Here is a 25,633-nt window from a genome sequence, read left to right on the forward strand (position 1 = left end):
GAAACGTGAATGTCGTTGAAAATAACGGTTTGTCCAACGACCCTTACTGCCGCAGCTATTTAAGCGTTCATGCAGCAGTACCGTATCCAAAAAGGGTGTCATGCTGCGCTTGCCGAAGCATCTCTACCGCGCAACTAGAGCAGTTTCGGGGTCATTGTATCGTAGCGCGAACGGTGTAGTTCGCGTCGCCGCGCCGTTTGCCCTTTCTTCACGGCACGGGTTACCGGCGCGGGGTACGCGAACTACACCGTTCGCGCTACTACTGCCGTTGCTTCGGAATGTACACTGATACCAAAACTGCCCTATTTTACTGCTGCGATAGAGATGCTTCGGCAAGCGCAGCATGACGGGGTATTTTATCCGGTTACTGCTGCATGACTGTTTAGGAAGTCCGGGCCTCCAGCGGTCGGACCGGGGAACACAAAAAAGCCGCTCCGCGGCTGGACGCGGGGCGGCTGGGGCTTGGCCTGGGCAGCCGTTATTTTTCCGGCTGGCTCACCATTTGCGTGAAACTCTTGGCCGCGTTGGTAAATTCCGACGGGATGAGCACCACCGTCGTCGTGTTGTTGTCGATGCCGATTTCCGAGAGCATCTGCATGCGGCGCAGCTCCAGGGCAATGGGGCTTTCCTCCATTTGCTTGGCGCCCTGCGTGAGCTTGATGCTGGCTTCCAACTCCGCCTCGGCCTTGATGATGCGGGCGCGCTTCTCGCGGATGGCCTCCGCCTCGCGTGCCATGGCCCGCTGCATGGATTCCGGAATTTCCACGTCCTTGATTTCGACCAGCTCAATTTTCACGCCCCAGGCCTCGGTGGCCGCGTCCACAATCTGCATCAGCGCCGAGTTGATGGCGGCGCGCTCGCGCAGCACCTCATCGAGCTGGTGCTGGCCGATGATGTTGCGCAGCGCCGTGACCGACAGCTGGTAAACGGCCTGGTTGAAATTGGCCACTTTGATGATGGCATCGGCCGGGTTTACCACCCGAAACCACAGCACGGCGTTCACCTTGATGGTCACGCTGTCCTTGGTGATGGTTTCCTGCTGCTCCAAATCCACCGTTTTGGTCCGAATGTCAATGGTTTGCTGGCGCTCCAGAAACGGAATAATCCAGTACAGCCCCGGTCCGCGTCCGCCCACAAACCGGCCCAGCCGAAACACAATGGCCCGCTCGTATTCCTGCGCAATACGCAGGCCGGAAAGTAGGAGTAAAACGACGAGCAGGATGATGAAGAGCGTTGACATGAGCAAGAAAGAATGTAAGTGAAACTCGGTGGTTGTATCGCTGCAAGTACCGAAGCATTACATCCGCTGGAGATAACAACACCGAGCCGCTCAATATCGAGATAATACCGCTTTAACCGTTATGCCTTCGCGCCGAGTTAAGGTTGGGGTGCGTGATGGTCATCATTTGCTTAGCCGATAAATGTCCGTATACGATGGGCCTGGCTTGGTGATTTCCAATGCATTGCCCGTTGCAGTGAATTCATAGTCGCCACTCAGTATAAGCGTCCAGTCAAAGTCTGCCGTCCAAATGCAAGTATTCGTGAAGGTTATCTTTTTGCCAATCACTGTATAAGTGCCTTTGCACAGCCCGGGGTATTTGGGTGTCTGACTGGTTCCACTCCATTCGCCTCCTGAAAAAACCAAGCTCACCTGAGAAATAGGGCTGCTACCACTGGTCTGTCGCTGAAAAGTGCCAGTGTAGGTGCCATCCAGGTTCGAAACAGCAGGAGAAGCAGGAGTCGATTTCTTGCAGCCGGCAACTAGCAGCAGGGAAATTAATGCGGAGACATGTAAAATGCGCATAGTCAGAAGATTAGTTTTTTGCCTGACCTGCGAATGTCAATAACGGTTGCGTGAGCTTCGCTGGATGCATTGAAACAGTAACTTGCCTGCCGTCAAATTACCGCCCCACTACCGGCAATACGGCCACACTTTCATGCCCGGCGGCGTCAATACTCGCCACGCCGAAAATGAAGTTGTCCTTGCTGATAGGCAGGTCGGCCGTCAGGCCCGACACCGGGAAGCGCTGCTGCCATTGCGGGGCATTGGTTTCGCGCACCAGCACCACGTAGCTGCTGGGCTTGGGGCCGGCGGGGGCCTGCCAGCGCAGCTGGGTGCGGTTGGTGAGGTCGGCGGTAAGGACTTCGACCTTGGCCGGGGCGGCGGGGGCCAGGGCCAGGCTAGCCATGGTGGCGAGGTTGATGCCGGCGTTGCGGCGCAGATAGGCGAAGTCCACGCCTTCGGTCACGTCGCCGTAGGCACGGCCTTTTTCGGTGCGCAGGTCCTGGTGCTGGTGGGTGTAGTCCTCGTTCATCTCGGTGAAGCGGACGGCGGCAAAGCCCTGCTGATTGAAGGGCGTATGGTCGCCGCCGCGCAGGAACCGGTCGGGGCGGTATTCCAAGGCCACTTTGTGGCCACGGCCGTAGAGTTGCGCCGTGCGCTGAATGTAGCGGGCCAGCTGGCGGCTCGGCGCATCGTTTTCGGAGCTGAGCTGGCGGCGCACCTTGGCCTGCTCGAGCGTTTCGGTGGCCGGCACGCCTTCGCTGAACACCCGCACCTGGGTGGCGTCGCTAATTTCCGGGTCGAAGCCGTGCGAGTTGCCCACGATGTCGTTGTTCAGCATGGCAATCAGGTTCCAGCCTTCTTTTTTGGCGCGCTCGGCCAGGTGGCCCGAGCCGTAGAGGCCTTGCTCTTCGCCCTGCACGGCCACAAACTTGAGGGTGCACGGAAACTTCTGGCCCGCCAGCACGCGGGCCAGTTCCATCACCAGCACCGTGCCGGAGCCGTCGTCGTTGGCGCCGGGCGCGTCGGCGGTGGCGTTCATCACGTCCGAAACGCGGGAGTCGATGTGGCCGCTCACGAGGATGACGCGGTTATCGGTGGGGTCGGTGCCGGGCAGGGTGGCCAGCACGTTGGCCATCAGCACGGGCTTGTTGATGCGGCGGCCATCGGGCTTGATGGTGAAAGTATCCATTTCGACGGTCATGCGTCCGCCGCCGGCTTTGCTGTATTTCAGAAACTCGTCGCGCACATAGTTGCGGGCCGCGCCGATGCCGCGGGTGGGGCTCTGCGTGTCGCTCAGGGTGTGGCGCGTGCCGAAGGAAACCAGCTTGCGGATATTGGCTTCGAGGTTTTTGGCCGAGATTTCATCGACCAGCTTTTGAATAGCGGGGTCAGCGGGCGGCAGAAGCGGGGCAGGCTTTTGGGCCAGTGCGGCGAAGGGCGCAAGGGCCAGGAGGTAAGTGGCTAATTTCATAAGGGGAAGGTAGGGTGATAAGGAATAAAACTGAACGTCATGTCGAGCGTAGCCGAGACATCTCGCTCGCGTCGTTGCAACGGCATTGGGCTGCTATTGCACGCGAGATGTCTCGGCTACGCTCGACATGACATTCAATTTTTTGGATATGTTGGACAAACGCTCAAGCCTTTTCCAGCATCTTCAGCACCAGCCGCTCGGTGGGCGAAAGCAGGTCATCTTCCGTTTTCTCCGCGTTGTTCTGACGCAGAAATTCAATGAGCTGACCCGATTTGAACAACTCCACCACTTGCGGGTGAATGTAGTATTTCGAGCACACGGTGGGCGTGTTGCCAAGGCCGGTAGCTACCTCCTTCACGGCCTTCTTGACCACTTTTTCGGGCGCTAGTTCGGGCTCTTCGTCCAGCACGGCTTCCAGGCATTCCACCATTTTCACGGTGCCGCCCCAGGTCCGGAAGTCCTTGGCCGACAGCTGCAGGCCCGTGTGGCGGTGCAGGTAGTCGTTTACATCGCCCGATTCGAGGGCGTGCTTTTGGCCGTCGGCGGAGTAATACTGAAACAAGTGCTGGCCTGGAATTTCCTTGCACTTGCGCACCAGCCGGGCCAGGCGGGCGTCGTGCAGCGTCACATCGTGCGCCACGCCTTTCTTGCCCACAAAGTTGAAGTTTACCGCCGCTCCTTCAATGGCTACGTGCTTGTCCTGCAAGGTGCTGAGGCCATAGCTGGGTTTCGCTTTGCCGTCTTTGCGGGCGTATTCCTTGTTGCCAATGCGGATGAAGGACTGGTCCATGAGGGCGAGCACGAGGGCCACCACTTTTTCGCGGTCGAGGGCCGGGCGGCGCAGGTCCTTGTTGAGCTGCTGGCGCAGCGGCACCAGCTTTTCGCCGAACGTGCGCAGGCGCGAAAACTTGGTCAGGCTGCGCATTTCGTCCCAGGCCGGGTGGTAGCGGTACTGCTTGCGGCCCAGGCTGTCGTGGCCCGTCACCTGCAAATGGGTGTTGGGCGAGGGCGAAATCCAGACCTCGGTCCAGGCCGGCGGAATGACGAAGCTGGCGATGCGGTCCAGCGTTTTCGAGTCGGTTATTTTCTGGCCTTTGGCGTCGCGGTAGGTAAAATGGCCGGCGCGGGTGGGTTTGCGGGTGATGCCAGGGCCCTGGTCGGTGGCGTAGCGCAGGCCGGCCATTTCGGCCTGGCGCGCCGGGTCTTTGTACACGATATGCGCCTCATCCTGCGGCTGAAGCGTCTTTTTGCGGGTTTTGGGGCGGGCAGTGGCGGGGGTGGGCATAGCAAGTGCAAAGGCCCTCGGAAAATCGGGGGTCGGGGTTTTACGCAAAAGCGCCAATGCCGGCCGTGGTCAGCCGTTGCCGGCCGCCGGCCGTAGGTTTGCCCCATGAAGCTGCTCGATGCCCTTTCCGCCATCACCGAATGGACCGACCACCTGTTCACCCGCACCGCGGCGCGGCGCGGCTGGCTGCGGCCCCTGCAGCTCGATGCCTACCGCAGCTACGGCACCGCTCACAAATTCTACATCAAAGGGCGCCTGCTGGCCGACCGCGGACTGGCAGTCCAAACCGCCGCCGACTCGCGCTGGCGCAACTTCCGCAGCATGGTGCGCCGCTTCAACAGCCGCGAAATTGCCGGCGCCGACCTCGTGGCCGAGCTGCCCGACGGCAGCCAGCACCTCGTCACCACCGACGACGAAGGCTATTTCACCCTCATCATCGAGCCCCAGGCCCTGCCCACGCCCGAAGCTTACCTCTGGTACCCCGTGCCGGTGCGCCTGACGCGGCTGCCGGCCGCCTTCCGCGTGCCTTTGCCCCAGGTGCAGGCTTCGGCCAAGGTGCTGGTGCCACCCGCCGGTGCCGAGTTCGGCGTCATTTCCGACCTTGACGACACCGTGTTTGAAACCCGCGCCACCAACGTGCTGAAAATGCTGGCGCGCACCCTGCTCAGCAACGCCTACTCGCGCCTGCCTTTCGTGGGCGTAGCCGACTTTTACCGCCGCCTGCAGCGGGGCCGCACCGGCCGGCCCGACAACCCGTTCTTCTACGTCAGCAGCAGCCCCTGGAACCTCTACGACGTGCTGGAGGAGTTCATGGGCCTGCACGAAATGCCGCCCGGCCCGCTCTTGCTGCGCGACCTCAGCATTGCCCGCCCCAAAGCCCCGCCGCCCCCCGGCGTCACGGGCTCGGCCGCTATCCACTTTGCGCACAAGCTGCACGAAATCGACGACATCCTGACCACTTATCCCGCCCTGCCTTTCGTCCTTTGCGGCGACAGTGGCCAGGAAGACGCCCGCATCTACCGCGAAGTGGTGCGCCGCCACCCCGGCCGCATCCGCGCCATCTACATCCGCGACGTGCAGGTGCCCGAGCGGGCGTTATTGGTCGGGCCCATCATCGAGGAGCTGGGCCGGGAAAGTGTGCCCATGCTGCTCGTGCCAGACTATGCTACGGCGGCCCTGCACGCGGCCCGCCTGGGCATTATCGACGCTGTTCCGGTGGCCGCTGGCAAAGCATAGCCCCGCAACTTGCGTTTGCTATTGCTCGCTGTTGGTATGGTCGGCCGCCACCACCCACTTGCCATCTATCTCGCGCAGTACCAGCAGGAAATAACCTTGCAGGTCGCCCGCCTTGGGCCGTGCCAAATGCCACCGCCCAATGACCTGGGCCGCGCCGGGGTTTAGCGGCGTCACGCGCAATCCGCTGAAGTCCAGCTTCCCCATAGCCGCCGCGTCGGGGTAGTTCTTCTGATAATTTTCCAGCGTGGGTTGCCAGCCATAGGTAGGGCCCTTCCGCCCAATGAACACCAGCGAGTCCGATTTCCAGTAGCCGGCCATGAAGCCGGGAATGTCGCCCCGGTTCCAGGCCGCGGTTTGGGTGGTGAGCACCTTCACAATCTCCTCCCGGTCGGCTTTCTCCTGGTTTTTATAATAGTCCGGCGGAAAGCACATGACGCACCCCGTGGCACCGCTACTCAGCCCCAGGCATAGCGCCCACGTCAGCCGGCGGTTAGCATCATATATCCTCATTGTGTTTGCGCGAAGGGCATCAGAAGGTTTTGGTTGGTGCAAATTTATTCCCACTCGCGCCAGCGCAGCACCTCGCCCACGGCGGGCACGTGCAGCTCGCCGCGCAGCATGCCGCCGGCGGCCACCTCCGTCAGCTGCCGCAGCGGCTCCGAAGCCGGCTCGTCGGCCAGGGCGAAGGTGCCGTAGTGCATGGGCACCACGTGGCCGGCGCGCAGCACGTTCACGGCCTTGGCCGCCTCGTGCGGGTTGACGTGGCTTTTGGCCATCATGTAGGCCGGCTTGTAGGCACCAATGGGCATCAGGGCAATGTCGATGGACCCGAAGCGCTGCTCAATGGCCTCGAAATGGTCGGCGTAGGCCGTGTCGCCGGCGAAGTAGATGAGCTTGTCGGCGGCCCGAATCAGAAAGCTGCCCCACAGCACCCGGTTCATGTCGGTCAGGCCGCGGCGGTGCCAGTGCGCGGCCGGCAGGTAAATGATTTCCAGCGGCGCGGCCGGCCCCAGGTCGTAGCGCTGCCACCAGCCGGCCTCCTGCACCGGCAGGCCGGGCGCCATGCCGCGCAGCAGCGGCGCCATGCGCAGCGAAGACAGCACGCGCAGCTGCGGGTTTTGCGCCGCCAGCAGCTTGATGGACTTCTCGTCGAGATGGTCGCGGTGGCCGTGCGAAAGCAGCAGGTAGTCAATGCTCCGAATGGCTTCGGGCGGGCAGGGCAGGGGATGCCGGGCGCGCAGCCCCAGGGAGCTGAACAGCACCGGGTCGAACAGCAAACTCACGCCTGCCACCCGCAGCAGAAAGCACGAATGCCCCAGCCACACCAGCACGTCTTCCGTCGAGGCGAAAGCCGCCGAGCAATCCACCACGTCGGGCGCCCAGGTGTCGCGCTTCTTTTCTTCCTTCTGCGGGTTGGTCGACAGCTGCCACTTCAGCACGTTGGCAAAGCTGGGCTCGAACAATTCCTCGCCGTTGGCGAATTCCTTGCCGAACAGCTTGTTGCCGGGGTAGCCGGGCTTCACGGTGGGCAGCGCGTCGTTGCGAAGGTAGGAAATGCGTTTGGGCATGGGCGAAACTCAAAAGAGCGATGGAGGCCAAAGAAACGGGCCAAAGAAACGGGCTGGCGGTCCAAGTGTTTTAGCCGAAAGCCCGCCGGACGGCATCAGGCCTTGCGAATCTCGTCTTTGAGGTGTTCAATCAGCTGCACAAACGCCGGCTTGGCCTGAATGCCGGGCTGCCAGGCCAGGCCCATGTCGGCCACGTTGTACTGGTGCTTTTTGCTGATGGTGGCGCCCGGCAAGAGCTGGCCGGCCGCGTCGCGCTCGGGCCCCAGCAGCCACAGTGTATCCGACAGCGCGGTGGTCGTGGCCAGGTCGTGGGAGACGATGACCACCGTGTTCAGCTCGTCCAGCGTGGTCACTTCCAGAATAATCTTTTTCACCTCGTCAATCATCGCAATGTCAAGGCCCGAAAAGGGCTCGTCCAGAATGATGAGATGCTCCGAGCACAGCAGCTGCTGCGCAATGGCGGCCCGTTGGCGCTGCCCGCCCGAGAGCATGGCCGGGTACTTGCGCCGGTGCGGCGCCAGGTCGAAACGGGTCAGGAATTCTTCGGCTTTCGCCTTGGCATCGGCGGGCGAGTGCTTACGGCCGGCAGCCACCAGCAGGTTGTCGAGCAGGGTGCGGTGGTTGAACAGCGGGTAGCGCTGCTGCACAAACCCCACATCGCCGGGGCATACCGGCCGCTGCGGGTCGGCCACCAGCACGGTGCCGGTGCTGGGCGGCAGCAGCCCCGCAATGATGCGGCACAACACCGACTTGCCAATGCCCGAGCGCCCGTAAAAGCCCACCACCTGACCCTGGCTCACGCCGGGCCGCACCACGTTCAGCACGTCCAGGCTGATGTCGCGCAGAATCACTTCGCCCCCAAACTGCATGGAGATGTCGCGCAGCGTCAGAATAGGCTCTTTGTAGAGGTGGTCGGCCATTATTTTGCAACGGTAAGCTCGGAGTACGGAAAGAACATGCGGCGCAGAAACGCAAACACGTAATCCTGTAAAGCGCCGGTGCCCAGAATGACGAGTTGAATGGCCACCACGCCGGCCAGGTGCAGGTAGCGGTTTTGTTTGTAGAGCAGCAGGCCGATGCCGCCCTCACTTTGGTAAAGCGTTTCGACCAGCGTAATCATGGTCCAGATGATGGCAAAGTTCTGACGCACGACTTCGAGCATTTCATCGAGCTTGCCCAGCACCACCACTTCGTAGAAGCTGCGCCATTCGCTCATGCCCAGGGTGCGGGCGTGGTCCATTTCCTCCTGCGTGGTGGTCAGAATCACGCTCGTCATGCCCGTGACCAGGTATACCGTGGCCCCAAACACGAGCACCGAGAGCTTGACCTGGTGGCCCGAGCTGAGCATCAAAGCCATGAAGAAAGTGAGGCCCGTGAGCGTGAGGTAGCGCATTTTGGAGGCCGCGTAGGCGATGGGCCGGAAGAAGGGAAGCGCCGTGAGGTACGATATCAGCAAGGCCAGCACCGTGGCAATGGCCAGGGCGCCCAGCGCCGTGGTCAGGCTGGCCCACAGCTCCTGAATGAGCCCTTGCGTGGTGACAAGGTCCTTAAAGGAAGCCAGCACTTCCCCCAAAGTCGGGAACAGCTGCAAGGGATAAAACAGCCACAGCAGCAGCAGAAACAGCACCTGGCACGCCACCATCGTCAGAAATACCGAAGGCCGTGGCTTGGCATTGGGCACGAATAAGTCTTTCAGCATAGCGCAAGGTTTCGCAAAGTTTTTTAGGTAAGTCTCGCAAAGGATAAATAGCTGGTTCTCGCAAAGCGTTACACTTTGCGGGACTTGCTTTTTACACTTTGCGAAACCTTGCGCTTAGTTGCCCAGCACAATTTCCACGCGGCGGTTTTTCGCTTTGCCGGCGGGGGTGCTGTTGCTGGCCACGGGCTCGGTGGCGCCGTGGGCATACACCTGAATGCGGCCGTCGGGGAAGGCGCTGCTGCTTTTGCGCTCCAGCCACTGGCGCACGGCCATGGCGCGGTCCTCGCTCAGCTGCTGGTTGGCTTGCGGGTCGCCGGAGTTGTCGGTGTGGCCGTGCACGGCCACTTTCAGGCTGCCGGCCACCACCAGGTCATCAAACAATTGGTTGAGTTCTTTTTCGGCCGAAGGCGTGAAGGTACTCTGGCCCGAGTTGAACTCGATGTTCCAGGCCCGCTTGCTCACGCTCTGGCGGATTTCGTCGCCGGCGGCAAACTTCTGCGTCTCGGCCGGAGCCACCGTTTTGCCTTTGTAGCGCTCCTGAATGTTGCGCAGCAGTGTGAGGTCCAGCATGTCGTTCAGGGGCACGTAGTTGGGCAGTTCCTTGGGGTAGAGCTTGCTTTGCACGTCGCCAAAGGCCTTGTACACCGAGGCATAGATGTTGGTGCCGCCCTCGTTCAGGCCAAACAGGTTCAGGTTATCGGCGAAGTTGAATACCTTGCTGCCGCCCAGTTCCACCACGTCGCCGTTGCGGTCGGCCTCGCTCACGCCCTTGTAATACTTCAGCCAATACGCCCCGTTCTTATCCTTATCGCCGTACACGTCGGCCGAAATGTCGGCGGCGCGGGTCAGGGCCTCGGGGTGTGATTTCACCTGGTCGCCGGCCACCGCGTGGGCCAGAATGAGGCCTTCCACTTCCTTCTGATGGGCGTCGTACCAGCGCTTGGTCGTCACCATGATGTTGGGCATCTGGTTCGAATATTCCTTGGTGCTCACGATTTTTACCAGCCCGCCTTTCTGTTTGGCAATGTTCACGTCGCCGGGCGTCCAGGTGGCCACGGCATCGGCCACCACGTCCACCTTCACGCCGGTGTTTTTGCCGTCCACAATTTTATCGCGGCTTTCGGGCTTGCCGAGAATGTACTTCTCAGCAGCCACCAGGAAGTCGCTGGCGGCCATGAAGTTTACGGCCTGCGGGTCGTAGGTCGTTTCGTCGGGGTTCACTTTCAGGCCGTTGTCGGCGCACCATTTCAGGGCAATGTTCTGGTCGCCGTCGCGCAGGTAGCAGGCCACGGTTTTGCCCAGGGCCAGCTTGGGGTTGTCCAGCCACTCTTTCGGGCCCATCAGCTTGTCTTCGCCAAAGGATTTGCCCACCGAGTAGGGGATAATCTGCAATTGCGTGCCGGTTTTCTTCAGCTCGGTTTGCACAGCCGAGAAGCCGGGCAGGCCGTCGCCCATGATGCTCACAATCAGGCCGGGTGTGGCGGGGTTGCTTTGCAGGTCGGAAGCGTTTTTCACCAGGTCGGCCTGCATCTTGCTCACGTCGTCCTGGCGCACAATCTGCATGTCCACGCCGTTGGCGGCCATGGCCGAGCCGGTGGTGGTGCGCGGGCCGCCGTTGGCCAGCATGCCGGCCATCTGGCTGTTCCAGGCCATCACCTCCCACACGATGGGGGTGCCCTTTTCGGCCGGGGCGGTGCCGGGCAGCGGGGCCAGCGGCACCACGGTGTTTACCCCGTTGCCGCCGGTAGCGGCGGGAAGCTCAATCGAATTGAGCAGCACCGACTCCGTAGCGGCCTTTTTGAAAAGCAGGTTGCTGGAAGTGAGCTTATTGATGCCGAAATACAAGCCCGCAAGGACGATGATGGCAATGAGAACTTTACCGCGAGTGGTCATTTAAAGAATGTGAAAATGTGCAGAATATGGTGAATATGCTGAATGCGGGAAATAAATGCGGAAAATATGGGAGCTAGGAGAGAAGGTTATCAGAATGAAGCCTTGGCAGAGGATTTTCTCATATCCAGCCCATTCCCCACATTCAACTCATTTCTCACATTCGCCACATTCCCTTAGTCGAGAAGTTTGCCGTAGGCGTCGTCCGTGGCTTTGGCGGTAGCAGCCACGTTCATGCGCACCGGTTGCTCGTTCTCCATAATGGCGTTGAACTCGCCTTTCTGGTACTTGTCGAGCAGGCGCTGGCCTTTCTCGCTCATCACGCCGTTCTGGATGTCCATCTCCTTCACAAATTCCTGCGAGTAGCGCATGGCCTGCTTAATCTGGCCCAGCTGCTGGGCCATGTCCTGGGCCACGCGGTCGGTGGCCAGGTCGAAGAAATACTTTTTGTCGGGGTCGCCGCGCAGGATGTTCATGGCCGCACGCATGCCCGAACTGGTGCGTTTCACCAACTCGTACTCATCCTTGAGCAGATTGACCTTGAACTTGCTGCCGTCAATCTGGCGCAGGGCGGCTTTCAGAATCTGGCGCATCACCAGGCTCACGTTGGCCGTGGTGGTGGCCATCGGTTGCAGGCGGCGGTTGTAGTCTTCCAGTTGCGCGGCGCGGCTGGCGTAGCTCTCGGCGCTGTCTTTTTCGCCCTGGCGCAGGGCCGAGTCGGCCAAGCCCAGGTACTCCTTCATCTGGTCGGCATTGGCAGCCATCTTGCGCTTCACCAGTTCGCTGGCGCCCTCAATGTTGCCCACTTCCTCCTCCATGTTGCGCGCCTCCTTCTCGGTGTTGCGGATGTAGTCTTCCATGATGCCGATGGGGTCGGTGTTGACAAACAGGCTGGCGGCCGTCCGGAAAATGCGTTGCCCCAGGTACCACAGCCCGGCTTTGATGCGCTTGTTGGTGGCCAGCAAAAACAGCACGAACAAGGTGCCCAGCCCGATGCCAAGCTTCACGGTATCGAACACAATGTCAACCAGGTAGGGCACAATCATGCCCCAGTAATACACGCCCATGCCGGCCAGGAGGGCCACAAAAACCCAGGCCGCAACTTTTTCGGGTTTTTGCCAGGAAGGCAGACCGTCGGCCGGTGCCGGCGGACCGAGTAGGGGTGTGTTCATAATGCAGAGGAAAAGGTGACGGGATGGTATAAGTTGGGGCATCTGCTGGCTATTTGGCCGCGCCGGTGGCGTTCAGGAAGGCCTCGGCGGCCTTGTGGTGGGCTTGCAGCTCGGCCAGCGCAGTCGAGTTGGCCAGCTCATAGGAGGCCAGCGCGGCCTGGGTTTTCTGGCGCTCTTCGGCCAGTTGCTGCTGGGTTTGCAGCAACTGCTGCTGCTTGGCCTGGAGCTGGCGGGTGAGGTCGGCGAGGTCGGCGGCCAGCTTTTTCTCCTGCGCGGCCAGCTGCACCACCGGGCTGGGCGCGGCACCGGGCACTACCAATTCCCCCAGCTTTTCGTGGTGGCGGGCCAGCACTTTATCGTGGTCGGTGGTCAGGGCCTGCTCAAACTGCGTAGCCGAAGCCAGCAGCGACGGTACCGTGCCACCATTCACCGCCGAAAAAGCATTGAACGCCGTTTGGTAGAGCAACGGACCCGACATGCCGGCGGCGGCCATGCTCTTCACCATTTTCATGTAGGCACCAAAGTCCTTGCCATTGCCGGCCAGAATGCCGTTGATGTGGTCGGTGTGGCGCTGTTCGGGCTGCGTTAACGTGGGGGCTGCGGCGTAAGGCGCAGCGGCGCCGGCTGCTGCCGCGGGGGCTTGTGGCACACCGTATTGGGTAGTGGGCGGGGCAGTTGTGGGCGCTGGGTTTACTTCTTCGGACTCAATGAAAAAGTCCTTCGCGGCGTGGGTGAGTTTCTCAAAGATTTCCATGGAAAGAAATAGAAAAGTAAATAAAACGATACTCGGGGGCGGAAAACAGCGCAAGGCGGCGTAAGCAATTGGGCAAAAGCGTCCCTCAACCGTTCAAAGGTAAAGATATTCGCCAATCCGGCAGTTACATAAACAGCGCAATAAAAAGCCCCGATGGGCCGGCCCGCAGCTTGCGGCACCCGCCCGCCGGGGCTTCCCGAAATTGGCTTGCGCTATTATGCGCGATTAGTTGCTGGCCTGACTGGCCAGCCACGCTTCCCGCAGGTTCTTCTGGTTCGTGGTGTACTCCATTTTCTCCACGTCGCTCACCGATTTCACCTGCACGTTGGGGTCTTCGGCCAGAATGAGCTGGGTGGTGCGCTCCACGCCGCCGCGGGTTTTCACCTTCACAAACACCACGTCGCTGGGCGAGTGCTTGTGCAGCACAGCATCCAGGTCGTTGGAGCTTTTGATGTCCTTGCCATCGAGCGTCACAATCTGGTCGCCCCGGTCGATGCCGGCCTTGTACAGGCCTGAGCCAATTTGCGTGTTGTAGGCCACAATGCAGTGCCCGTCCTCGTCGAATTCTACCTGCTTGGGCAGGGCCGCGCCCAGCGCCCGGGTCGGAATTACGGCCAGGCCCGCCAGCAGCAGGTTTTCGCTGAAGCGGGGCTGCTCGCGGCCGTACACGTACTGCCGGAAAAAGCGGCTCGCAAACACCGTGTCCTTGCTCACCTCGCCCAGCACGCGCTGCAGGTCGCGCACGGTGTAGGGGTTGGTGGGCGCGTAGCCGGCCTGCTTCTTGCCAAATTCCTGCCACATGGCCTGCATGTACTTATCGAGCGAGCTGCGGTGGTGCTGGCGCAGCTGCAGGTCGAGCACCAGGGCAATGCCTGCGCCCTGGTCGTAGTACGACAGGTTGGTGTTCACGATGTTCATGGGGTCGGCGCTGCCGGCGCCATCGGTGTAGGCCGCCTGGCGGCTCATGTCGATTGCCGAGGCATAGCGGGCGCCGGGGCTGTTCTGGCGCAGGTTCACCCAGCGGCTGATGTCTTCGAAAAACTCGTCGTCCTCAATCAGCTTGGCCCGGCGCAGGGCCAGCCGGCCGTAGTACTGCGTGAAGCCCTCGGCAAACCACAGCGCGTCGCTCATGTTCACGCGCTGGAAGTCGAACGGCTCCAGGTCCTTGGGGCGCAGGCGCTCCACGTTCCAGGCATGAATGAATTCGTGGGCTACCGTGCCCAGGTTGCGGGTCGCGTCCTCGTCGCGCAAGGGGCGCGGGCTGGTCACGGAGGTCGAGTTGCGGTGCTCCATGCCGTCGCCAGTGGCTTGGCTCAGGTAGTTGGCGATGAAGGTGTAGCGGGCAAAATCAAAGGTCGGGAGTTCGCCAAAAATGGCTTTTTCCTCCTTCACTACTTTCTGAATTTTCTTGGCGTAGTTGTCCAGCTCGGCGGCCGGGCCCTGGTACAGCGTGGCCAGCTCAATGGTCTGGTCGCCTTCCTGCCAGCTACGCACCTGCTGCGCCCCCAGCGACACCGGGCTGTCCATCAAATACTGCATGTTGGGGGCCGTGTACACCGTTTTATCGGTGCCGGAGCGCAGCTGGGTCGCCACTTTCCAGGCGGCGGGCAGGTCAAACTTAATTTCCGCCGGGCGGCCCTCAAAGCCGGTGGCGTAGCACAGGGCCGCGGGCAGGTTGAGGTGGGCGTGCTGCTGGTCGATGCCCACGTAGGTGCCATCGGTCAGGTCGCCGTAGAGGGTGTAGCTGAAAATGACAGTGCCGTCGGCACCGGGCGTCACGTCCCAGCCGTAGGGGTCGGGCCGGTTCAGGGACAAGGGGTGGTTGCCGCCGTCGGTGGCCACCACGTAGTACACGTTTTTGGCAAAGTCGTGCAGCGAGTAGCGGCCGGGCGAGCTACGGGCCATGCGCACGTGCAACGGCCCGGCGGGCAGGCCTGCAAACGTTGCCGTCACCTTGGCTTCGTGGTGCACCGCGTTGGGAAACGCCATGGTATAGCGCACGGCCGGCCCCGGAGCGGGCGCGGTTTGGGCCTGTGCCGGGACAGTACCGAAGGCCAGGCTCAATAAAATAGCAGCAGTAGCAAGGTGTTTCATGGGCAGAAATAATAAGTTAACAAGGAATGGAATAGATAGGCCGCACTGTTTGCGACTGCAAAGTTGCGGAAAATTTACAATAAAATAAGCGGAATTTCGCCATTAAAGAAGTGTAATAATGTAAAAATTATGTTTTAGTTAATCAGAGCCCTGGTAGTAAATATCAAGGGAAGTGTTGGAATGGCTTTTCCCTGAAAATCACCGCTTCCACAGCACCGCCATAAAATAATTGCCGCTGCACAGGTGCCAGCCCCAGGCGGTCCAGAGCAGCGGGCAGGTCTGCCAGCTCGCTGGCCCGCAGGCCGGTTGTCAGCCGAAAAAACGTGTACATCAACCCCAGCAGTACCCCGCGCCAACCCCGGCGGGCGTACCGGAAATCAGCCAACAGCCACGGAGCCCCCGGCCGTAGCGCGGCCCGCAGCCGCGCCAGGGCGGCCTCTATTTCATCGAGGGCAATGCAGTCGAGGACAAAAAACGTGATGAGTGCATCGACGCTTTCGGCAGTGCCCAAAGCAGCCTGCGTGCCGTGGCGGAATTCCACCTGGGCCAGGGTTTCGGGCAGTTCCCGCGCCAGGCGGGCGCGGGCACGGGCCAGCATGTTGGCCGAGGCTTCGAGGTAGAGCACCGTGGCCTGGGGCCGCCGCCGGAGCACTTCCGTTAGCACCCAGCCCGTGCCGCCGCCCAGAATGAGCACATGCGGCGCGCCGGTTGGCAGCCCCGCCAGCGCGGCTAGTTGCGCCCGCTGCAGGGCCGGCCCAAACACGAGCCCCGCCAGCGCATCGTAGCACCACGCCACCCGGTCGAAACCGGTCAGAGGCGTAGGGGACGGAGCCGCAGCAGAACTGGCAGAAGGCAAAATGCGATGGAATGAAAAAAAATTATGCCGGCAAGTAACTGAAAAACAAATGCCGATGACGGCCAAACCCGACGAAAGCGGAAAAAAACAGGCCGGGGGTTGCGCCGGTGCGGTTCAGCCCTGTATCTTTGCACCATCAAAAGGCCGCACCTCCTCACGGAACGGGCGGCTTTTTAGCCCCAGCCTGCGCTTGTGGCGAAATTGGTAGACGCGCTGTCTTCAGGCGGCAGTTCCGCAAGGTGTGAGAGTTCGAGTCTCTCCGAGCGCACGTTTTAAAAAGCCAGCCCCACCGGGCTGGCTTTTTTCGTTATAAGCCCTGACTCGCTATTATTCTTCCCGATACCAGCGCCCATGAATCGTTTCTCCTCTCGTTTGCTGGCCCTGGCTGGCCTGCTGACCCTCGAAGTTGTGCTGGGCGCGGTGGTGTTTGTGGCGGCGTTTGCGGTGTTTTTTTACCTGGTGCGGGTGGTGTTCGTGCACCATTCTGTGGCCCTCGACAACTGGGCGGCGGGCGTGATGGACAGCTTGCGGCTGGCGCATCCGGGCCTGACCGGGCCGGTTCGATTCGTGACTTTTTTTGCGGCCATGCCCTTTTTATTGCCGGCCAGCATTGCCGTCCCGGTGCTGCTGCGCCGGCTGGGCCGCCCCCGCGAGGCCTGGGAAATGGTGTTTGTGATGGCCGGCAGCGTGCTCCTGAACCAACTGCTGAAGCTGTATTTCAACCGACCCCGGCCGACCAACGCGCTGCTTCACACCTTCGGCCTGAGCTTTCCCAGCGGGCACGCCATGCTGGGCTTCACGTTCTACGGCGGGCTAGCGTGGCTGCTGGCCCGCCGGTTTGGGCGGCCCGGTTGGGTGGTGCCGCTGCTTTTGTGGGCCGGGCTCATCGGCCTCACGCGGGTGTACCTGCACGCGCACTACGCCACCGATGTGCTGGCCGGCTTTGCGGGCGGAGCGGCGTGGCTGCTGGCCTTTCGGGCCGGCTTGAAGCTGTTCTGGAAAGAGGAAGTAGCGGTGATGGGGGCCGAAAGTGCGGACCCTGATGCCCGCACCTAGCATCAAGCCGCGCTACAGTTTCACCCGCACCCGCAGGGCCAACAAGCCCTTCACGCCCTGCAATTCTTCCAACTCCAGCTCTTCCACGCCGGTTTCGAGGAGGCCCCGGTCCTGTAGGTAGTCGATGTACTCGTAATATTCCACGGCCTCGCGGGTCTGCGCATACACCAGCGCGATGGTGCCGGGCTGGGTGAGCCGCTCACCGGTGCCCAGCACGGTGGCTTTGTCGATTCGCTTCTTAATGATTTCGTAGCGAATGTTATAGGCGCCGTCCACGTCAAACTGCCGCTCGTCCTGCCGGAAACGAATGCTCAGGGACTGGCCGTGAATTAGGATGAGCTGCGTGGTATCGAGCGGGACGGGCAGGGTGGGCTTGAGCGCAGCGGTGCGGCGCGTGATTTCCACCATGGTCAGCAATTGCCACAGGCGCAGGTTCTTCAGAAATACCAGGTCGAAGGGCTTGTTCTCGACCAGCGTGCTGCCCACGTAGATGTTGTATTCCACGCCATCGGTCTTGTACCGCTGGAAGTAGTGCGGAAACATGAGCTGAGCCTTGTCTTCTTCCTCGTCCAGGTAGTCGCTCACGGCGTCGTTGAGCGTGGTCACGCTGATTTCAAAATCCCGGCGGCGCTTATAAAGAATACCCAGTTTGGGGTCAATGTTGCTCCAGTAGCTCGTGATGATGGGGCGCAGGTCGGCCGTGTGCGTGGCCAGGTACTCAAACAAGGGCTCCACCTCGCGCTTCAGCGAGTCGTAGATGTTGGCCTCGTCGCCCGAGAGCAACCCGTCGCGCAGGCGCTTCAGGTTCTTGGTCACGTAGAACTTAAGCTCGTCCAGAATGGGAAGCTGCTGGTATTCTGATGCTTTTTTCAGCACCTTATTCGCCAGCGTGAGGTGCTCGATGAGGTCGCCCTGAATGGCCTCGTTGCGCACCGTGCTGCTGCCCCGAATGTCGCAAGAGCCGTGCAGCGGGTACACGTCCTCAAACACAATGGCTTCCATCTCGGCGGCGCGGTTGCCGGCATCCAGCTCCGTGAGCAGGTTGCGGGCGGCATCGGCGAAGCGCCAGGCCATGGTGGGGTGAATGGCCGTAAATTTCTCCTGAATGACGGCCTGAATGCGGGTCTGTAAATCCTCGGCGTTGCGCTTCACGGCCACGGCAAACAGCGGCAGAAACTGCCCCACCTTGTCCATGTCAAACTCGTCGAGGCCGTTCACCGTTGGGGTGCCCAGCTCCAGCAAGCCCACCGTGTCGTTGCCGTAAGGCAGCAGGGCCAGTATGGCCGAATGAATGCCCAGGGCCAAAATCTTCTGACGCAGGTCATCCGGCAGGTCCGCGGTGGCTACGTCCTTCAGCACCAAGGGCTCACGCTCACGCATCAGCCGCTCATATATCATGCGAAAACCGCTGCTGGCGGCATGGTGTTGCACCTGCTTGGTGATAAAGCTGTGGTTGATTTTGCGGCCAAAATCAACGAAGGCGCGCTTCTTCTCGTCGTAAGCCGCGATGCCGAGTTGCAGCGCCGGCTGGGCAAACAGCACGCGCAGCTTTTCCTGTATCTGCTCGAAACGGGCGGGCGTTTGCAGCACGTCGCGCTCCAGCAGGTCGTATTTCAGCTCCGACAGAATTTCCTGGTCGGTGATGTCAACCAGCTGCAAATAGTTAAAGCCTTCCAAATCAAAGTGTTCCGATGGAAGTATTTCCCGCCAATATTCCGGCCGGTGACGGTTGTGCAGCAGAAGCTCAATCTGCTCCGGGCTCAGCACCGGCGGTTCGCCCACCACTTTCACCGTCACAAAATCGGAATTGAAATCGACCCCGTAGTGCCGGTAAAGGCCGATTTTGTAGTCGGGCACGGTGAACACGATGGTGCCCAGCGAGGGCAGCTCGGCTCCGTACACGCGGTGCAGGATGAGGTGATACGCCATGAGCCCCATCTGCCGCTCCATGGCTACCATGTCAATGTTGAGCGGCTGCTTGATGATGCCGTCTTTGTTGAGCATCACCTCCTTAAACTGCTTCGTGGAATAGAAGCTGTGCCGCTGGTACGGCCCCACCACCCCGCTAATGTCGGTAGCAAACGAAGCGGGCGGAAACACGGCCAGCATCAGCGTTTCAATCAGGTCGCAGTTGTTCTCAAGAACGGTATAATCGGTGAGCAGGCCCCGGCACCAGGGGGCCGCAGCCACCTGCTCGCCAATGGCGCGGGCCAGCAGCGCCACGCCCGCATTGCTGGCCTGCTCGCGCTCGCGCCAGTAGGCAATCAGCGGCTCCAGGCTGAGCGTAGAGCGAAACGGGAAATTGGGGGTGGGGGCTGCCGATGCGTGCAGGATGGGCGCGGCCGGTAGCGTAGGAGTAGCGGGCATAAGGGCGAAAACACGAATTTCCGGCCAATTGTTGCAGCTCGGCAGTGGTTATACGCAGGTCAGCGGCCCCGCGGCCTACTTGCGAATGGTGAAAGTAGGCGTCGGGGTCGCTTTCAGGTCCCGCGTGCTGTCGGCCGCTTCGGCAAAGGTGCTGTCCTTGCGGAAGGAAATGGCCTTGGAGAGGTTGGTGTAGCAGGTGCAGCAGCCCGTGCTGTTGCCGCCGCCAAAGCTGCCCTTCAGGTCAACTTTGTCTACAATCAGGGCAATGGCCGACCGACGCTGCCGCGGGGTGGCGTAGTAGCGCACCACGTACTTGTAATTATTCAGCCGGGCGGCGCCTACCTGCGCGAAGGGCGTGGTGTTGTTCAGCTCAATGTTGTCGTACACCCGGCTGGCCGCCCGGATGAGCGTCACCGTTTCCGGTTTTGTGGCGGGCGTGATGACCAGCGGGTAGCGCTGAACGAGCACCGTGTCGAGGTCAGCCGTGCTGAAACCGGAGGAAAACCGGAATTGAATGACGTCTTCCTGGGCATCTTTGCAGTCGCACACGTCGTTGGCGCAGCATCCGCTCAGCAGCAAGGCTGCGCTCAAAGTCAGGAAACGGGAAGGCAGAAGGTAGGCCATGGCGCCCCAAAGGTAAGGCCCGCCGCACCTATGCCCCTATCACCAGGGCGGGTACGGCAGGCCCGAAAACGTGAAGCATTAGCCAAGCCAGATGCCCGTGCAGCGGCTTACCGGCTGCCCGTGGCGTTGGATGAGGAAGGCAAAGTGGGATTCTCCACGCTGCCACCCGCCAGCAACAAGGGGCGCAGGCGCGCCGTTGCCGTGTCGAGCTGGGGGCGAATCTGGGCCATGGCGCCGCGCAGGGCAATGATGTCGGCCAGGCGTGGGGCGGTGGTTTGCGAGTAGCCGTGGTACATGGCCACTTTCACTTCCGAGTTGCCGGAGCCCGTGTACGAGCCCAGCAGGTTGCCGGCCGCATCGCTCACCTGCACTTCGGCTTGCAGGGTGGTTTTGTACCATTCCAGCGGAATGCCAATCACCGCCGGAATCATAAAGGTGAGCACTTGCAGGCCCTGCACGGCGCGGCCGGTGCGCACGGTGCGCACCTTTTTCACAATCAGCTTGGCGTAGCCGTAAGTGGCCGTATCGGTGGGCTCGGTCAGGTTGGTGCGGCACTCCTGCTGAAACAGCTTGAGCGGGTCTTCGGGCAGGGCGCCGTCGTTCATCGCCAACGGGCCTTGGTCAGCCAGGATTTCCAGCGCCGGCAAGCGAGTGGACAGCGCTGCCGAGGGCGTGCTTTTCATCATGTTCTTGACTGACACACAGGCCGGTGCCAGCAGCAACGCCGGCGCCAAAGCCAGTAAGGCAAGTTGACGAGTTGGTTTCATAGCTGTAAGGTAGGTTAAAATAACGGAAAAAGAGAAGTAAAAGCTAGAAAAATTCTGAAAGACGCAGGAATAGAAATACGTTCCGGGAATGAGGGCTAAATTAGTGCATACTGCTCGTTAACGCATGTTTTATTTCGGCGAGTGGCGCAAAAATGCCTTTGGCTGGAGTGAAATAGGCCGACTAGCTTTTGTTCTATTTCGTGTTTCTGAAAAAACTTATTCTGCCAAGGCCGGGTCGGGGCCGTGGTAGTCGTCCACGAACTCGCCTTCCCACCGCGCCACTACTGCCGAGGCCAGGCAGTTGCCGAGCACGTTCACGGCCGTGCGGGCCATGTCCATCAGCGCATCAATGCCGAGGATGATGAAAACGGGCCACGCGGGCAGGTTGAAAGACGCCACCGTGGCCAACAAAATAACCAGCGAGGCCCGCGGCACGCCTGCTACGCCTTTGCTGGTGAGCATCAGCGTGAAAACCATCAGCAGCTGCTGGCCGAACGTGAACGGCACGCCGGCCGCCTGCGCCACAAACACCGCCGCCAGCGACAGGTACAACGTGGTTCCATCCAAATTGAAGGAGTAGCCCATGGGCATCACAAACGCCACGATGCGGCGCGGCACCCCGATGCTTTCCATGGCTTCCATCGCCCTTGGCAGGGCTGCTTCCGACGATGTGGTGGCGAAGGCAATGCTCACGGGCTCGGCCACGGCCGCGATGAAGCGGCGCAGCGGAATGCGGGCCAGCAGCGCCACCGGCAGCAGCACCAATAGCGCAAAGGCAATGAGCGCGCCGTACAGCGTCAGGAGCAGCTGCAAGGCATTGAGCAGCGGCGCAAAGCCCATCTTGCCCACTGTGTAGGCCAGGGCGCCGCCCACGCCCAGGGGCGCGAAATACATGACCACGTTGGTAAACTTGAACATCACCTCCGAGAGACTTTCGCAGAACTCCAGCATGACGCGGCGGGGACGTTCGGGCGTGAGAGCCAGGCCAATGGCGAACAAAATGGCAAAAATCACTACTTGCAACACCTGTCCTTCCGCCACCGATTTGGCAATGTTTTCGGGGAAGATGTGCAGGATGATGTCGGAGGCGGTTTGGGCCGGGGCAGCGGCCAGGGCCTCTTCCTTCACGCCGGCCTTGCTAATGCCCACGCCCGCGTGGGTCAGGTTGATGGCGGCCAGGCCAATGAACAGGGCAAAAGTGGTGACGACTTCGAAGTAAACCAAGGCTTTAAGCCCCATGCGGCCCACCTGCTTCAGGTTGGCGTGCCCGGCAATGCCCACTACCAGCGTGGCAAAAACCAGCGGCGCGATGATGGTTTTCACCAGCCGCAGAAACGCGTCGCTGAGCACTTTGAGGCTCATGGCAGCGGCCGGGGCATCGTGCCCCAGCTCAATGCCCACCAACATGCTCACCACAATCCAGAGCGTGAGCGAGCGGCGGGGCGCCACGGCCGCAGCTACGGCCGCCAGCGCCAGCCAGCGGGCCACCACCGGCACGGCGGCCGGCAAAGCCACCAGGTTGTTGGCCACGAGTAGGGTTAGGATGCCAGCAATTAGCAGGATAACGACGGCAACGAGGGAGTAGCGGGATTTTGCCATGCAAGTAAAAAAGGCCAGGAAATCGGAATGAGGGTTTAAAGAACGGCATAATCCCGCCAGCAAGCCCGGTCGGGCCCGGTTGGTTTGGGGCGGCCGGGCTCAAAAAAAGCCCCGTGCGCGACGGCACGGGGCTTGTTGGGGCTTGATAAACTTCCCGCCTACGGCAGCGAGAGCAGGTAGCCGATGGTGAAATTGGCATCGTAGCCGAAAACAAACTGCTTGCAGCCGGTGGCTTCGGCTACGGCCTGATAAATGTTCAGGCCTGCTTTGGTTTTGGCGCCGTTCAGCTCCGAATAGCTGTTGGCAGGGCGTAGCACGGTGAAAGGTTCCTGGCCTTTGCGGTCGGCCTTGGCCAACTCATACGGCACGCCACCTATCACAAAGCAGGTGCCACGCAGCGCGGCGGGAATGTTGGATGCTTTCGCTTTTATGTCGGCCGCCACGGTGGCGTCGTCGGTGTTGCTCTGGAAATACTTGGAGCCGAATGAGTCCTCGACGTGCGGCTGGTCGCCGGCCAGCCAGGCAATTTTGGTGTTGGCCGAGCCAATGTCCAGCACAAAAGCTTTCTGGGCAAATTCGGCGGGCAGCGCCGCTTTCAGGCCCAGGGCACCTTCGCGCTCCGGCGTCACGGTATTCACCACGTATTTAAGTGCTTGCAGCGACTTGATGATGCGCTGCGTGCCTTCGGAGAGCACCGCCCCGGAACTCACCACGAAATGAATGTCGCGCGCAGCTACCCCAAAGTCCAGCATCTTACCGATGTAGGCTTTCAAGCCGTTCCGGATATCGTCCTCCGTGGCAATGTTCTCCATCACCAGGCTGTTGCCGAACTCCGATTTTTCCAGCTTCCAGTTGTGCTGGGCGTCCACCCGAACAATGAACATATTGAAACCGCTGGCACCCAGTTCCACCATGCCCCGCAGCTTGCCATTGACCGGAGCAGTAGCCCGATACGTGAACGTAGGGCCGCTGGCAACCGGCGCGGCCGGCGCGGCCGGCGCAACTGGCTCGGGAGCAGGAGTGGGCGCAGATGCTTGGGCAAAAACGGGGGCCGGCGCCGGAACAGCCGTGTGGCTGCCGATAAATTCCCCGTTCAGGCTCAGCATATCGCCTTCTTTCATCGGCACGCGGGTGCCACTGGTCAGGAGTACCGATTTGGTGCGGTATTCTATCCGAATGCCGTTGGGCAAGGTCACGTCCTTGTCCAGGGGCTTGGCTTTGCCACGCGTTTGCACCACCAAGGCCTGATTCTGCACCGTGAACCACGGAATAGAATTGTTGATTTCATTGCTTTTGCCTTGGGCCTGAGCCTGCTGCGAGCTTGCTGCTGCGAGCAGGAAACCAAAAAGAAGAGAAGCCAGTACTGATGTCTTCATGAAAATGCTGTGCGATGAAGGTTGGATTGAAGTAGGTTGTAGTATGATGGAACAAAGGTGTTTCCATTACTTTGCAGCATTGATTTCTTTCGGCCAACAACAGGAAAAAGGGGTTCAACTTCGCTTTTCAACCGGCCACGCACTGGCCGCCAGTTCGTAATTGCCTGCCATTGCGGCGCTTTGTCGGCGCGTTTTGCCCTTTCCCATGCCCTCCTGGACCCTTACGCCACACTTGCTGGCCCTGCGCTACGTCTGGAAAATTTCCCGCAACGCTTCCAGCACCAAGACCAACCTCCTGGTGCGCGTAGCCGGCCAGGGCCAGCAGGGCGTGGGCGAGGCCGCCCCCAACGTGCGCTACGGCGAAACCCCCGAATTGCTTCGGCAGCAGTTTGCGGAGCTGCAAGCCAAGGGGCTGGGCGAGGTGAGTTCATTGGCCGCATTGGACGCGCTGCTGGCAACCCAGCCGGTGGCGCACGCCCTGGCCTTTGCGCTGGAGGCGGCCTTGGTGCACTGGCTGGCCGCTTGCGCCGGGCAGCCGGTGTGGCAGTGGCTGGGCGTGCCGCCGCCGGCCGCCGCCGTGCCCACGGCGTTCTCGTTGCCCATTATGGAACCGGGCGCGGTGGCCGGCTTCGTGCAGGCGCAGGCGGCGGCCCGCTTCCAGCTGCTCAAAATCAAGGTGAACCAGGCCGAAGGGCTCGACATGCTGCGCGAGGTGGCGCGTGCCTTGCCCGGCCACGCCCTGCTCGTTGACGGCAACGAAACCTGGCCCGATGCCGACAGCGTGCTGCAATTTCTGGAGCAGGCCGCCGCCCTGCCCGGCCTGCACCTGCGCTTGCTGGAGCAGCCCATGCCCGCCGCGCTGGCCGCCGACTACCGCTACCTGCGCCCCCGCAGCGCCGTGCCGCTGGTAGCCGACGAGTCGGTAACCGATGCCGCCGATTTTACGGAAATTGCCCAACAGTTCCACGGCGTCAACGTGAAGCTGATGAAAGCCGGCGGCTTCCGGCGGGGCATGGAGCTGTTGCGCCGTACCCGGGCGCACGGCCTGCTGCCCATGCTGGGCTGCATGGTCGAAACCAGTATTGGCATTGCCGCCGCCCTGCAAATCAGTGCGCTGGCCGACGTGCACGACCTCGACGGCTTCCTGATAGTGAAGGATGAGCCGTTTGGGGCAGTGGTTGAGCGGGAGGGCTATCTGTGCCGGGCGGAGTGAATACTACCGGTAAGGGCCAAAAAACCAGGGCTGCGAAAGCCTGATGCTTCCGCAGCCCCGTGGTAGTGCTGGTGCAGTGAAAGGGAGAGGCGGTCTACTTGGGCACCGTCAACTGGGAGTTGATTTTGGCCAGCTCGCTGTCGATGGCTTTGGTGTCGGGCATTTCGGTACGGCCCTGGCTGAGGAGGAATACCTTCTGGGTAAGCAAGTCGACTTTCTGGTTGAGCAGGCGTACCTGCGTAACGGGGTCGGAGAAACCGGGCCCGCGTTGCACGTAGGTGTCGAACTTGTCGGCGCCGGCGGGCATTGGCTTCGGCTCCTCGCCCCGTGCGGCCGCAGCGCTGCTGGGCGTTGCAAACACAATGCCCCCGTCGGGCCGCACGTAGTCGCCTTCGTGCAGGGTGATTTTTTTCCCTTCTACGGGGTGAAGGCGGTCGGTGGGCATTTCCACGATGCCGCTTTTGTAGTTGATTTTAACGCCATTGTCCAGCTTGACATTCTGGGTGAGGGCCGTGACCTGGGAGCCTTCACGGCGCATGACTTCGCCGTTTTTCATCACAAATTCCGTGCGTTTGGTGGTTTGCACCGGAAATCCGCCGTCCTGAGCGGCGGCCAAGCGGGGGGCGGTGGCCAGGCAAGCCGCCGCAAAGGAGAGTAAAAGAAAGCGTTGCATGACAAAAAAGGAAATAATGGTGGTTGGGCGGCAATACGTGAATGAGCCAAGATGGGTGGCGAAGTGGTAAATCAAGGCATTTATTTTTAAAAATTTCATGAACGATGTTGTGACATTAAATGTATGTACATAAATTTGCATCCGATT

At 61.0% G+C, this 25,633-nt stretch carries 22 protein-coding genes and 1 tRNA gene; 4 read left to right on the forward strand and 19 right to left on the reverse strand.

Going from position 1 to position 25,633, the window contains the following annotated elements:
- Positions 1 to 478: 478 nt before the first annotated feature.
- From JKL48_RS03450 to JKL48_RS03465, 4 genes are all read right to left on the reverse strand, one after another.
- On the reverse strand, positions 479 to 1,240 hold the full coding sequence (locus tag JKL48_RS03450; protein WP_201978417.1) for a slipin family protein: 762 nt from the start codon (positions 1,238 to 1,240) through the stop codon (positions 479 to 481).
- A 162-nt stretch (positions 1,241 to 1,402) separates the two neighbouring features.
- On the reverse strand, positions 1,403 to 1,804 hold the full coding sequence (locus JKL48_RS03455) for a hypothetical protein (protein WP_201978421.1): 402 nt from the start codon (positions 1,802 to 1,804) through the stop codon (positions 1,403 to 1,405).
- A gap of 97 nt (positions 1,805 to 1,901) precedes the next feature.
- Positions 1,902 to 3,257, reverse strand: coding sequence for a M20/M25/M40 family metallo-hydrolase (locus JKL48_RS03460; protein ID WP_201978427.1), 1,356 nt, complete (start codon positions 3,255 to 3,257; stop codon positions 1,902 to 1,904).
- 163 nt (positions 3,258 to 3,420) lie between these two features.
- Positions 3,421 to 4,542, reverse strand: a complete 1,122-nt coding sequence (locus JKL48_RS03465; protein ID WP_201978430.1) for a DNA topoisomerase IB — start codon at positions 4,540 to 4,542, stop codon at positions 3,421 to 3,423.
- A gap of 105 nt (positions 4,543 to 4,647) precedes the next feature.
- Here JKL48_RS03465 and JKL48_RS03470 point away from each other — a divergent pair, with 105 nt between their 5' ends.
- Positions 4,648 to 5,778, forward strand: a complete 1,131-nt coding sequence (locus JKL48_RS03470; protein WP_201978433.1) for an App1 family protein — start codon at positions 4,648 to 4,650, stop codon at positions 5,776 to 5,778.
- Positions 5,779 to 5,796: 18 nt separating this feature from the next.
- Here the strand turns inward: JKL48_RS03470 and JKL48_RS03475 are convergent, their stop codons facing one another.
- The 9 genes from JKL48_RS03475 to JKL48_RS03515 all read right to left on the reverse strand — a co-directional run bounded on the left by JKL48_RS03475 (position 5,797) and on the right by JKL48_RS03515 (position 15,811).
- Positions 5,797 to 6,210 carry a YybH family protein gene (locus JKL48_RS03475; protein ID WP_201978436.1) on the reverse strand — a complete coding sequence of 138 codons (414 nt, stop codon included), beginning with the start codon at positions 6,208 to 6,210 and terminating at the stop codon, positions 5,797 to 5,799.
- Positions 6,211 to 6,332: 122 nt separating this feature from the next.
- Positions 6,333 to 7,346, reverse strand: coding sequence for an MBL fold metallo-hydrolase (locus tag JKL48_RS03480; RefSeq protein ID WP_201978439.1), 1,014 nt, complete (start codon positions 7,344 to 7,346; stop codon positions 6,333 to 6,335).
- Positions 7,347 to 7,441: 95 nt separating this feature from the next.
- Complete coding sequence (locus JKL48_RS03485) at positions 7,442 to 8,266, reverse strand: ATP-binding cassette domain-containing protein (RefSeq protein WP_201978442.1); 825 nt, start codon at positions 8,264 to 8,266, stop codon at positions 7,442 to 7,444.
- The gene (locus JKL48_RS03490; RefSeq protein WP_201978445.1) at positions 8,266 to 9,045 is read right to left on the reverse strand and encodes an ABC transporter permease; all 780 of its coding nucleotides are present in this window, start codon (positions 9,043 to 9,045) and stop codon (positions 8,266 to 8,268) included. Before JKL48_RS03490 ends, JKL48_RS03485 begins: the two co-directional genes overlap by 1 nt.
- A gap of 114 nt (positions 9,046 to 9,159) precedes the next feature.
- Positions 9,160 to 10,938, reverse strand: coding sequence for an OmpA family protein (locus JKL48_RS03495; protein ID WP_201978447.1), 1,779 nt, complete (start codon positions 10,936 to 10,938; stop codon positions 9,160 to 9,162).
- A 173-nt stretch (positions 10,939 to 11,111) separates the two neighbouring features.
- The gene (locus tag JKL48_RS03500; protein ID WP_201978457.1) at positions 11,112 to 12,107 is read right to left on the reverse strand and encodes a PspA/IM30 family protein; all 996 of its coding nucleotides are present in this window, start codon (positions 12,105 to 12,107) and stop codon (positions 11,112 to 11,114) included.
- A gap of 49 nt (positions 12,108 to 12,156) precedes the next feature.
- Positions 12,157 to 12,861 (reverse strand): hypothetical protein, encoded by a 705-nt coding sequence (locus JKL48_RS03505; RefSeq protein ID WP_201978459.1) that lies wholly within the window; start codon positions 12,859 to 12,861, stop codon positions 12,157 to 12,159.
- Between the two features lie 225 nt (positions 12,862 to 13,086).
- Positions 13,087 to 14,955 carry a M61 family metallopeptidase gene (locus JKL48_RS03510; RefSeq protein ID WP_201978462.1) on the reverse strand — a complete coding sequence of 623 codons (1,869 nt, stop codon included), beginning with the start codon at positions 14,953 to 14,955 and terminating at the stop codon, positions 13,087 to 13,089.
- 163 nt (positions 14,956 to 15,118) lie between these two features.
- Entirely contained in the window at positions 15,119 to 15,811 is a 693-nt protein-coding gene (locus JKL48_RS03515; protein WP_201978464.1) for a methyltransferase, read from the reverse strand.
- Positions 15,812 to 15,997: 186 nt separating this feature from the next.
- Between JKL48_RS03515 and JKL48_RS03520 the strand changes: the two genes are divergently transcribed.
- Together JKL48_RS03520 and JKL48_RS03525 are read left to right on the forward strand one after the other, a co-directional pair.
- Positions 15,998 to 16,079, forward strand: a tRNA-Leu gene (locus tag JKL48_RS03520).
- A gap of 83 nt (positions 16,080 to 16,162) precedes the next feature.
- On the forward strand, positions 16,163 to 16,867 hold the full coding sequence (locus tag JKL48_RS03525) for a phosphatase PAP2 family protein (RefSeq protein WP_201978466.1): 705 nt from the start codon (positions 16,163 to 16,165) through the stop codon (positions 16,865 to 16,867).
- Between the two features lie 12 nt (positions 16,868 to 16,879).
- On the opposite strand, the gene JKL48_RS03530 is transcribed toward JKL48_RS03525, so the two are convergent.
- The 5 genes from JKL48_RS03530 to JKL48_RS03550 form a co-directional block, all read right to left on the reverse strand.
- Positions 16,880 to 19,234 (reverse strand): GAF domain-containing protein, encoded by a 2,355-nt coding sequence (locus tag JKL48_RS03530; RefSeq protein ID WP_201978468.1) that lies wholly within the window; start codon positions 19,232 to 19,234, stop codon positions 16,880 to 16,882.
- A gap of 75 nt (positions 19,235 to 19,309) precedes the next feature.
- Positions 19,310 to 19,858: a hypothetical protein gene (locus JKL48_RS03535; protein ID WP_201978470.1), complete on the reverse strand. Its 549-nt coding sequence runs from the start codon at positions 19,856 to 19,858 to the stop codon at positions 19,310 to 19,312.
- A 107-nt stretch (positions 19,859 to 19,965) separates the two neighbouring features.
- Positions 19,966 to 20,625, reverse strand: coding sequence for a hypothetical protein (locus tag JKL48_RS03540; protein WP_201978472.1), 660 nt, complete (start codon positions 20,623 to 20,625; stop codon positions 19,966 to 19,968).
- 216 nt (positions 20,626 to 20,841) lie between these two features.
- Positions 20,842 to 22,224, reverse strand: a complete 1,383-nt coding sequence (locus tag JKL48_RS03545) for a dicarboxylate/amino acid:cation symporter (protein ID WP_201978474.1) — start codon at positions 22,222 to 22,224, stop codon at positions 20,842 to 20,844.
- Positions 22,225 to 22,382: 158 nt separating this feature from the next.
- Complete coding sequence (locus JKL48_RS03550; protein ID WP_201978476.1) at positions 22,383 to 23,600, reverse strand: DUF6799 domain-containing protein; 1,218 nt, start codon at positions 23,598 to 23,600, stop codon at positions 22,383 to 22,385.
- A 205-nt stretch (positions 23,601 to 23,805) separates the two neighbouring features.
- Between JKL48_RS03550 and JKL48_RS03555 the strand changes: the two genes are divergently transcribed.
- Complete coding sequence (locus tag JKL48_RS03555) at positions 23,806 to 24,813, forward strand: enolase C-terminal domain-like protein (RefSeq protein WP_201978478.1); 1,008 nt, start codon at positions 23,806 to 23,808, stop codon at positions 24,811 to 24,813.
- Positions 24,814 to 24,907: 94 nt separating this feature from the next.
- Here JKL48_RS03555 and JKL48_RS03560 read toward each other — a convergent pair whose 3' ends face one another.
- Positions 24,908 to 25,486 (reverse strand): DUF6799 domain-containing protein, encoded by a 579-nt coding sequence (locus JKL48_RS03560; protein WP_201978488.1) that lies wholly within the window; start codon positions 25,484 to 25,486, stop codon positions 24,908 to 24,910.
- Positions 25,487 to 25,633: the final 147 nt, after the last annotated feature.

Origin of the sequence: Hymenobacter rubidus (assembly GCF_016734815.1) — a bacterium.
Taxonomy (GTDB): domain Bacteria; phylum Bacteroidota; class Bacteroidia; order Cytophagales; family Hymenobacteraceae; genus Hymenobacter; species Hymenobacter rubidus.

Bases quoted from the DNA above. Each gene is read 5' to 3' on its own strand.
- JKL48_RS03450 (WP_201978417.1), bottom strand. From the start codon at position 1,240: ATGTCAACGCTCTTCATCATCCTGCTCGTCGTTTTACTCCTACTTTCC.
- JKL48_RS03455 (WP_201978421.1), bottom strand. From the start codon at position 1,804: ATGCGCATTTTACATGTCTCCGCATTAATTTCCCTGCTGCTAGTTGCC.
- JKL48_RS03460 (WP_201978427.1), bottom strand. From the start codon at position 3,257: ATGAAATTAGCCACTTACCTCCTGGCCCTTGCGCCCTTCGCCGCACTG.
- JKL48_RS03465 (WP_201978430.1), bottom strand. From the start codon at position 4,542: ATGCCCACCCCCGCCACTGCCCGCCCCAAAACCCGCAAAAAGACGCTT.
- JKL48_RS03470 (WP_201978433.1), top strand. From the start codon at position 4,648: ATGAAGCTGCTCGATGCCCTTTCCGCCATCACCGAATGGACCGACCAC.
- JKL48_RS03475 (WP_201978436.1), bottom strand. From the start codon at position 6,210: ATGTGCTTTCCGCCGGACTATTATAAAAACCAGGAGAAAGCCGACCGG.
- JKL48_RS03480 (WP_201978439.1), bottom strand. From the start codon at position 7,346: ATGCCCAAACGCATTTCCTACCTTCGCAACGACGCGCTGCCCACCGTG.
- JKL48_RS03485 (WP_201978442.1), bottom strand. From the start codon at position 8,266: ATGGCCGACCACCTCTACAAAGAGCCTATTCTGACGCTGCGCGACATC.
- JKL48_RS03490 (WP_201978445.1), bottom strand. From the start codon at position 9,045: ATGCTGAAAGACTTATTCGTGCCCAATGCCAAGCCACGGCCTTCGGTA.
- JKL48_RS03495 (WP_201978447.1), bottom strand. From the start codon at position 10,938: ATGACCACTCGCGGTAAAGTTCTCATTGCCATCATCGTCCTTGCGGGC.
- JKL48_RS03500 (WP_201978457.1), bottom strand. From the start codon at position 12,107: ATGAACACACCCCTACTCGGTCCGCCGGCACCGGCCGACGGTCTGCCT.
- JKL48_RS03505 (WP_201978459.1), bottom strand. From the start codon at position 12,861: ATGGAAATCTTTGAGAAACTCACCCACGCCGCGAAGGACTTTTTCATT.
- JKL48_RS03510 (WP_201978462.1), bottom strand. From the start codon at position 14,955: ATGAAACACCTTGCTACTGCTGCTATTTTATTGAGCCTGGCCTTCGGT.
- JKL48_RS03525 (WP_201978466.1), top strand. From the start codon at position 16,163: ATGAATCGTTTCTCCTCTCGTTTGCTGGCCCTGGCTGGCCTGCTGACC.
- JKL48_RS03530 (WP_201978468.1), bottom strand. From the start codon at position 19,234: ATGCCCGCTACTCCTACGCTACCGGCCGCGCCCATCCTGCACGCATCG.
- JKL48_RS03535 (WP_201978470.1), bottom strand. From the start codon at position 19,858: ATGGCCTACCTTCTGCCTTCCCGTTTCCTGACTTTGAGCGCAGCCTTG.
- JKL48_RS03540 (WP_201978472.1), bottom strand. From the start codon at position 20,625: ATGAAACCAACTCGTCAACTTGCCTTACTGGCTTTGGCGCCGGCGTTG.
- JKL48_RS03545 (WP_201978474.1), bottom strand. From the start codon at position 22,224: ATGGCAAAATCCCGCTACTCCCTCGTTGCCGTCGTTATCCTGCTAATT.
- JKL48_RS03550 (WP_201978476.1), bottom strand. From the start codon at position 23,600: ATGAAGACATCAGTACTGGCTTCTCTTCTTTTTGGTTTCCTGCTCGCA.
- JKL48_RS03555 (WP_201978478.1), top strand. From the start codon at position 23,806: ATGCCCTCCTGGACCCTTACGCCACACTTGCTGGCCCTGCGCTACGTC.
- JKL48_RS03560 (WP_201978488.1), bottom strand. From the start codon at position 25,486: ATGCAACGCTTTCTTTTACTCTCCTTTGCGGCGGCTTGCCTGGCCACC.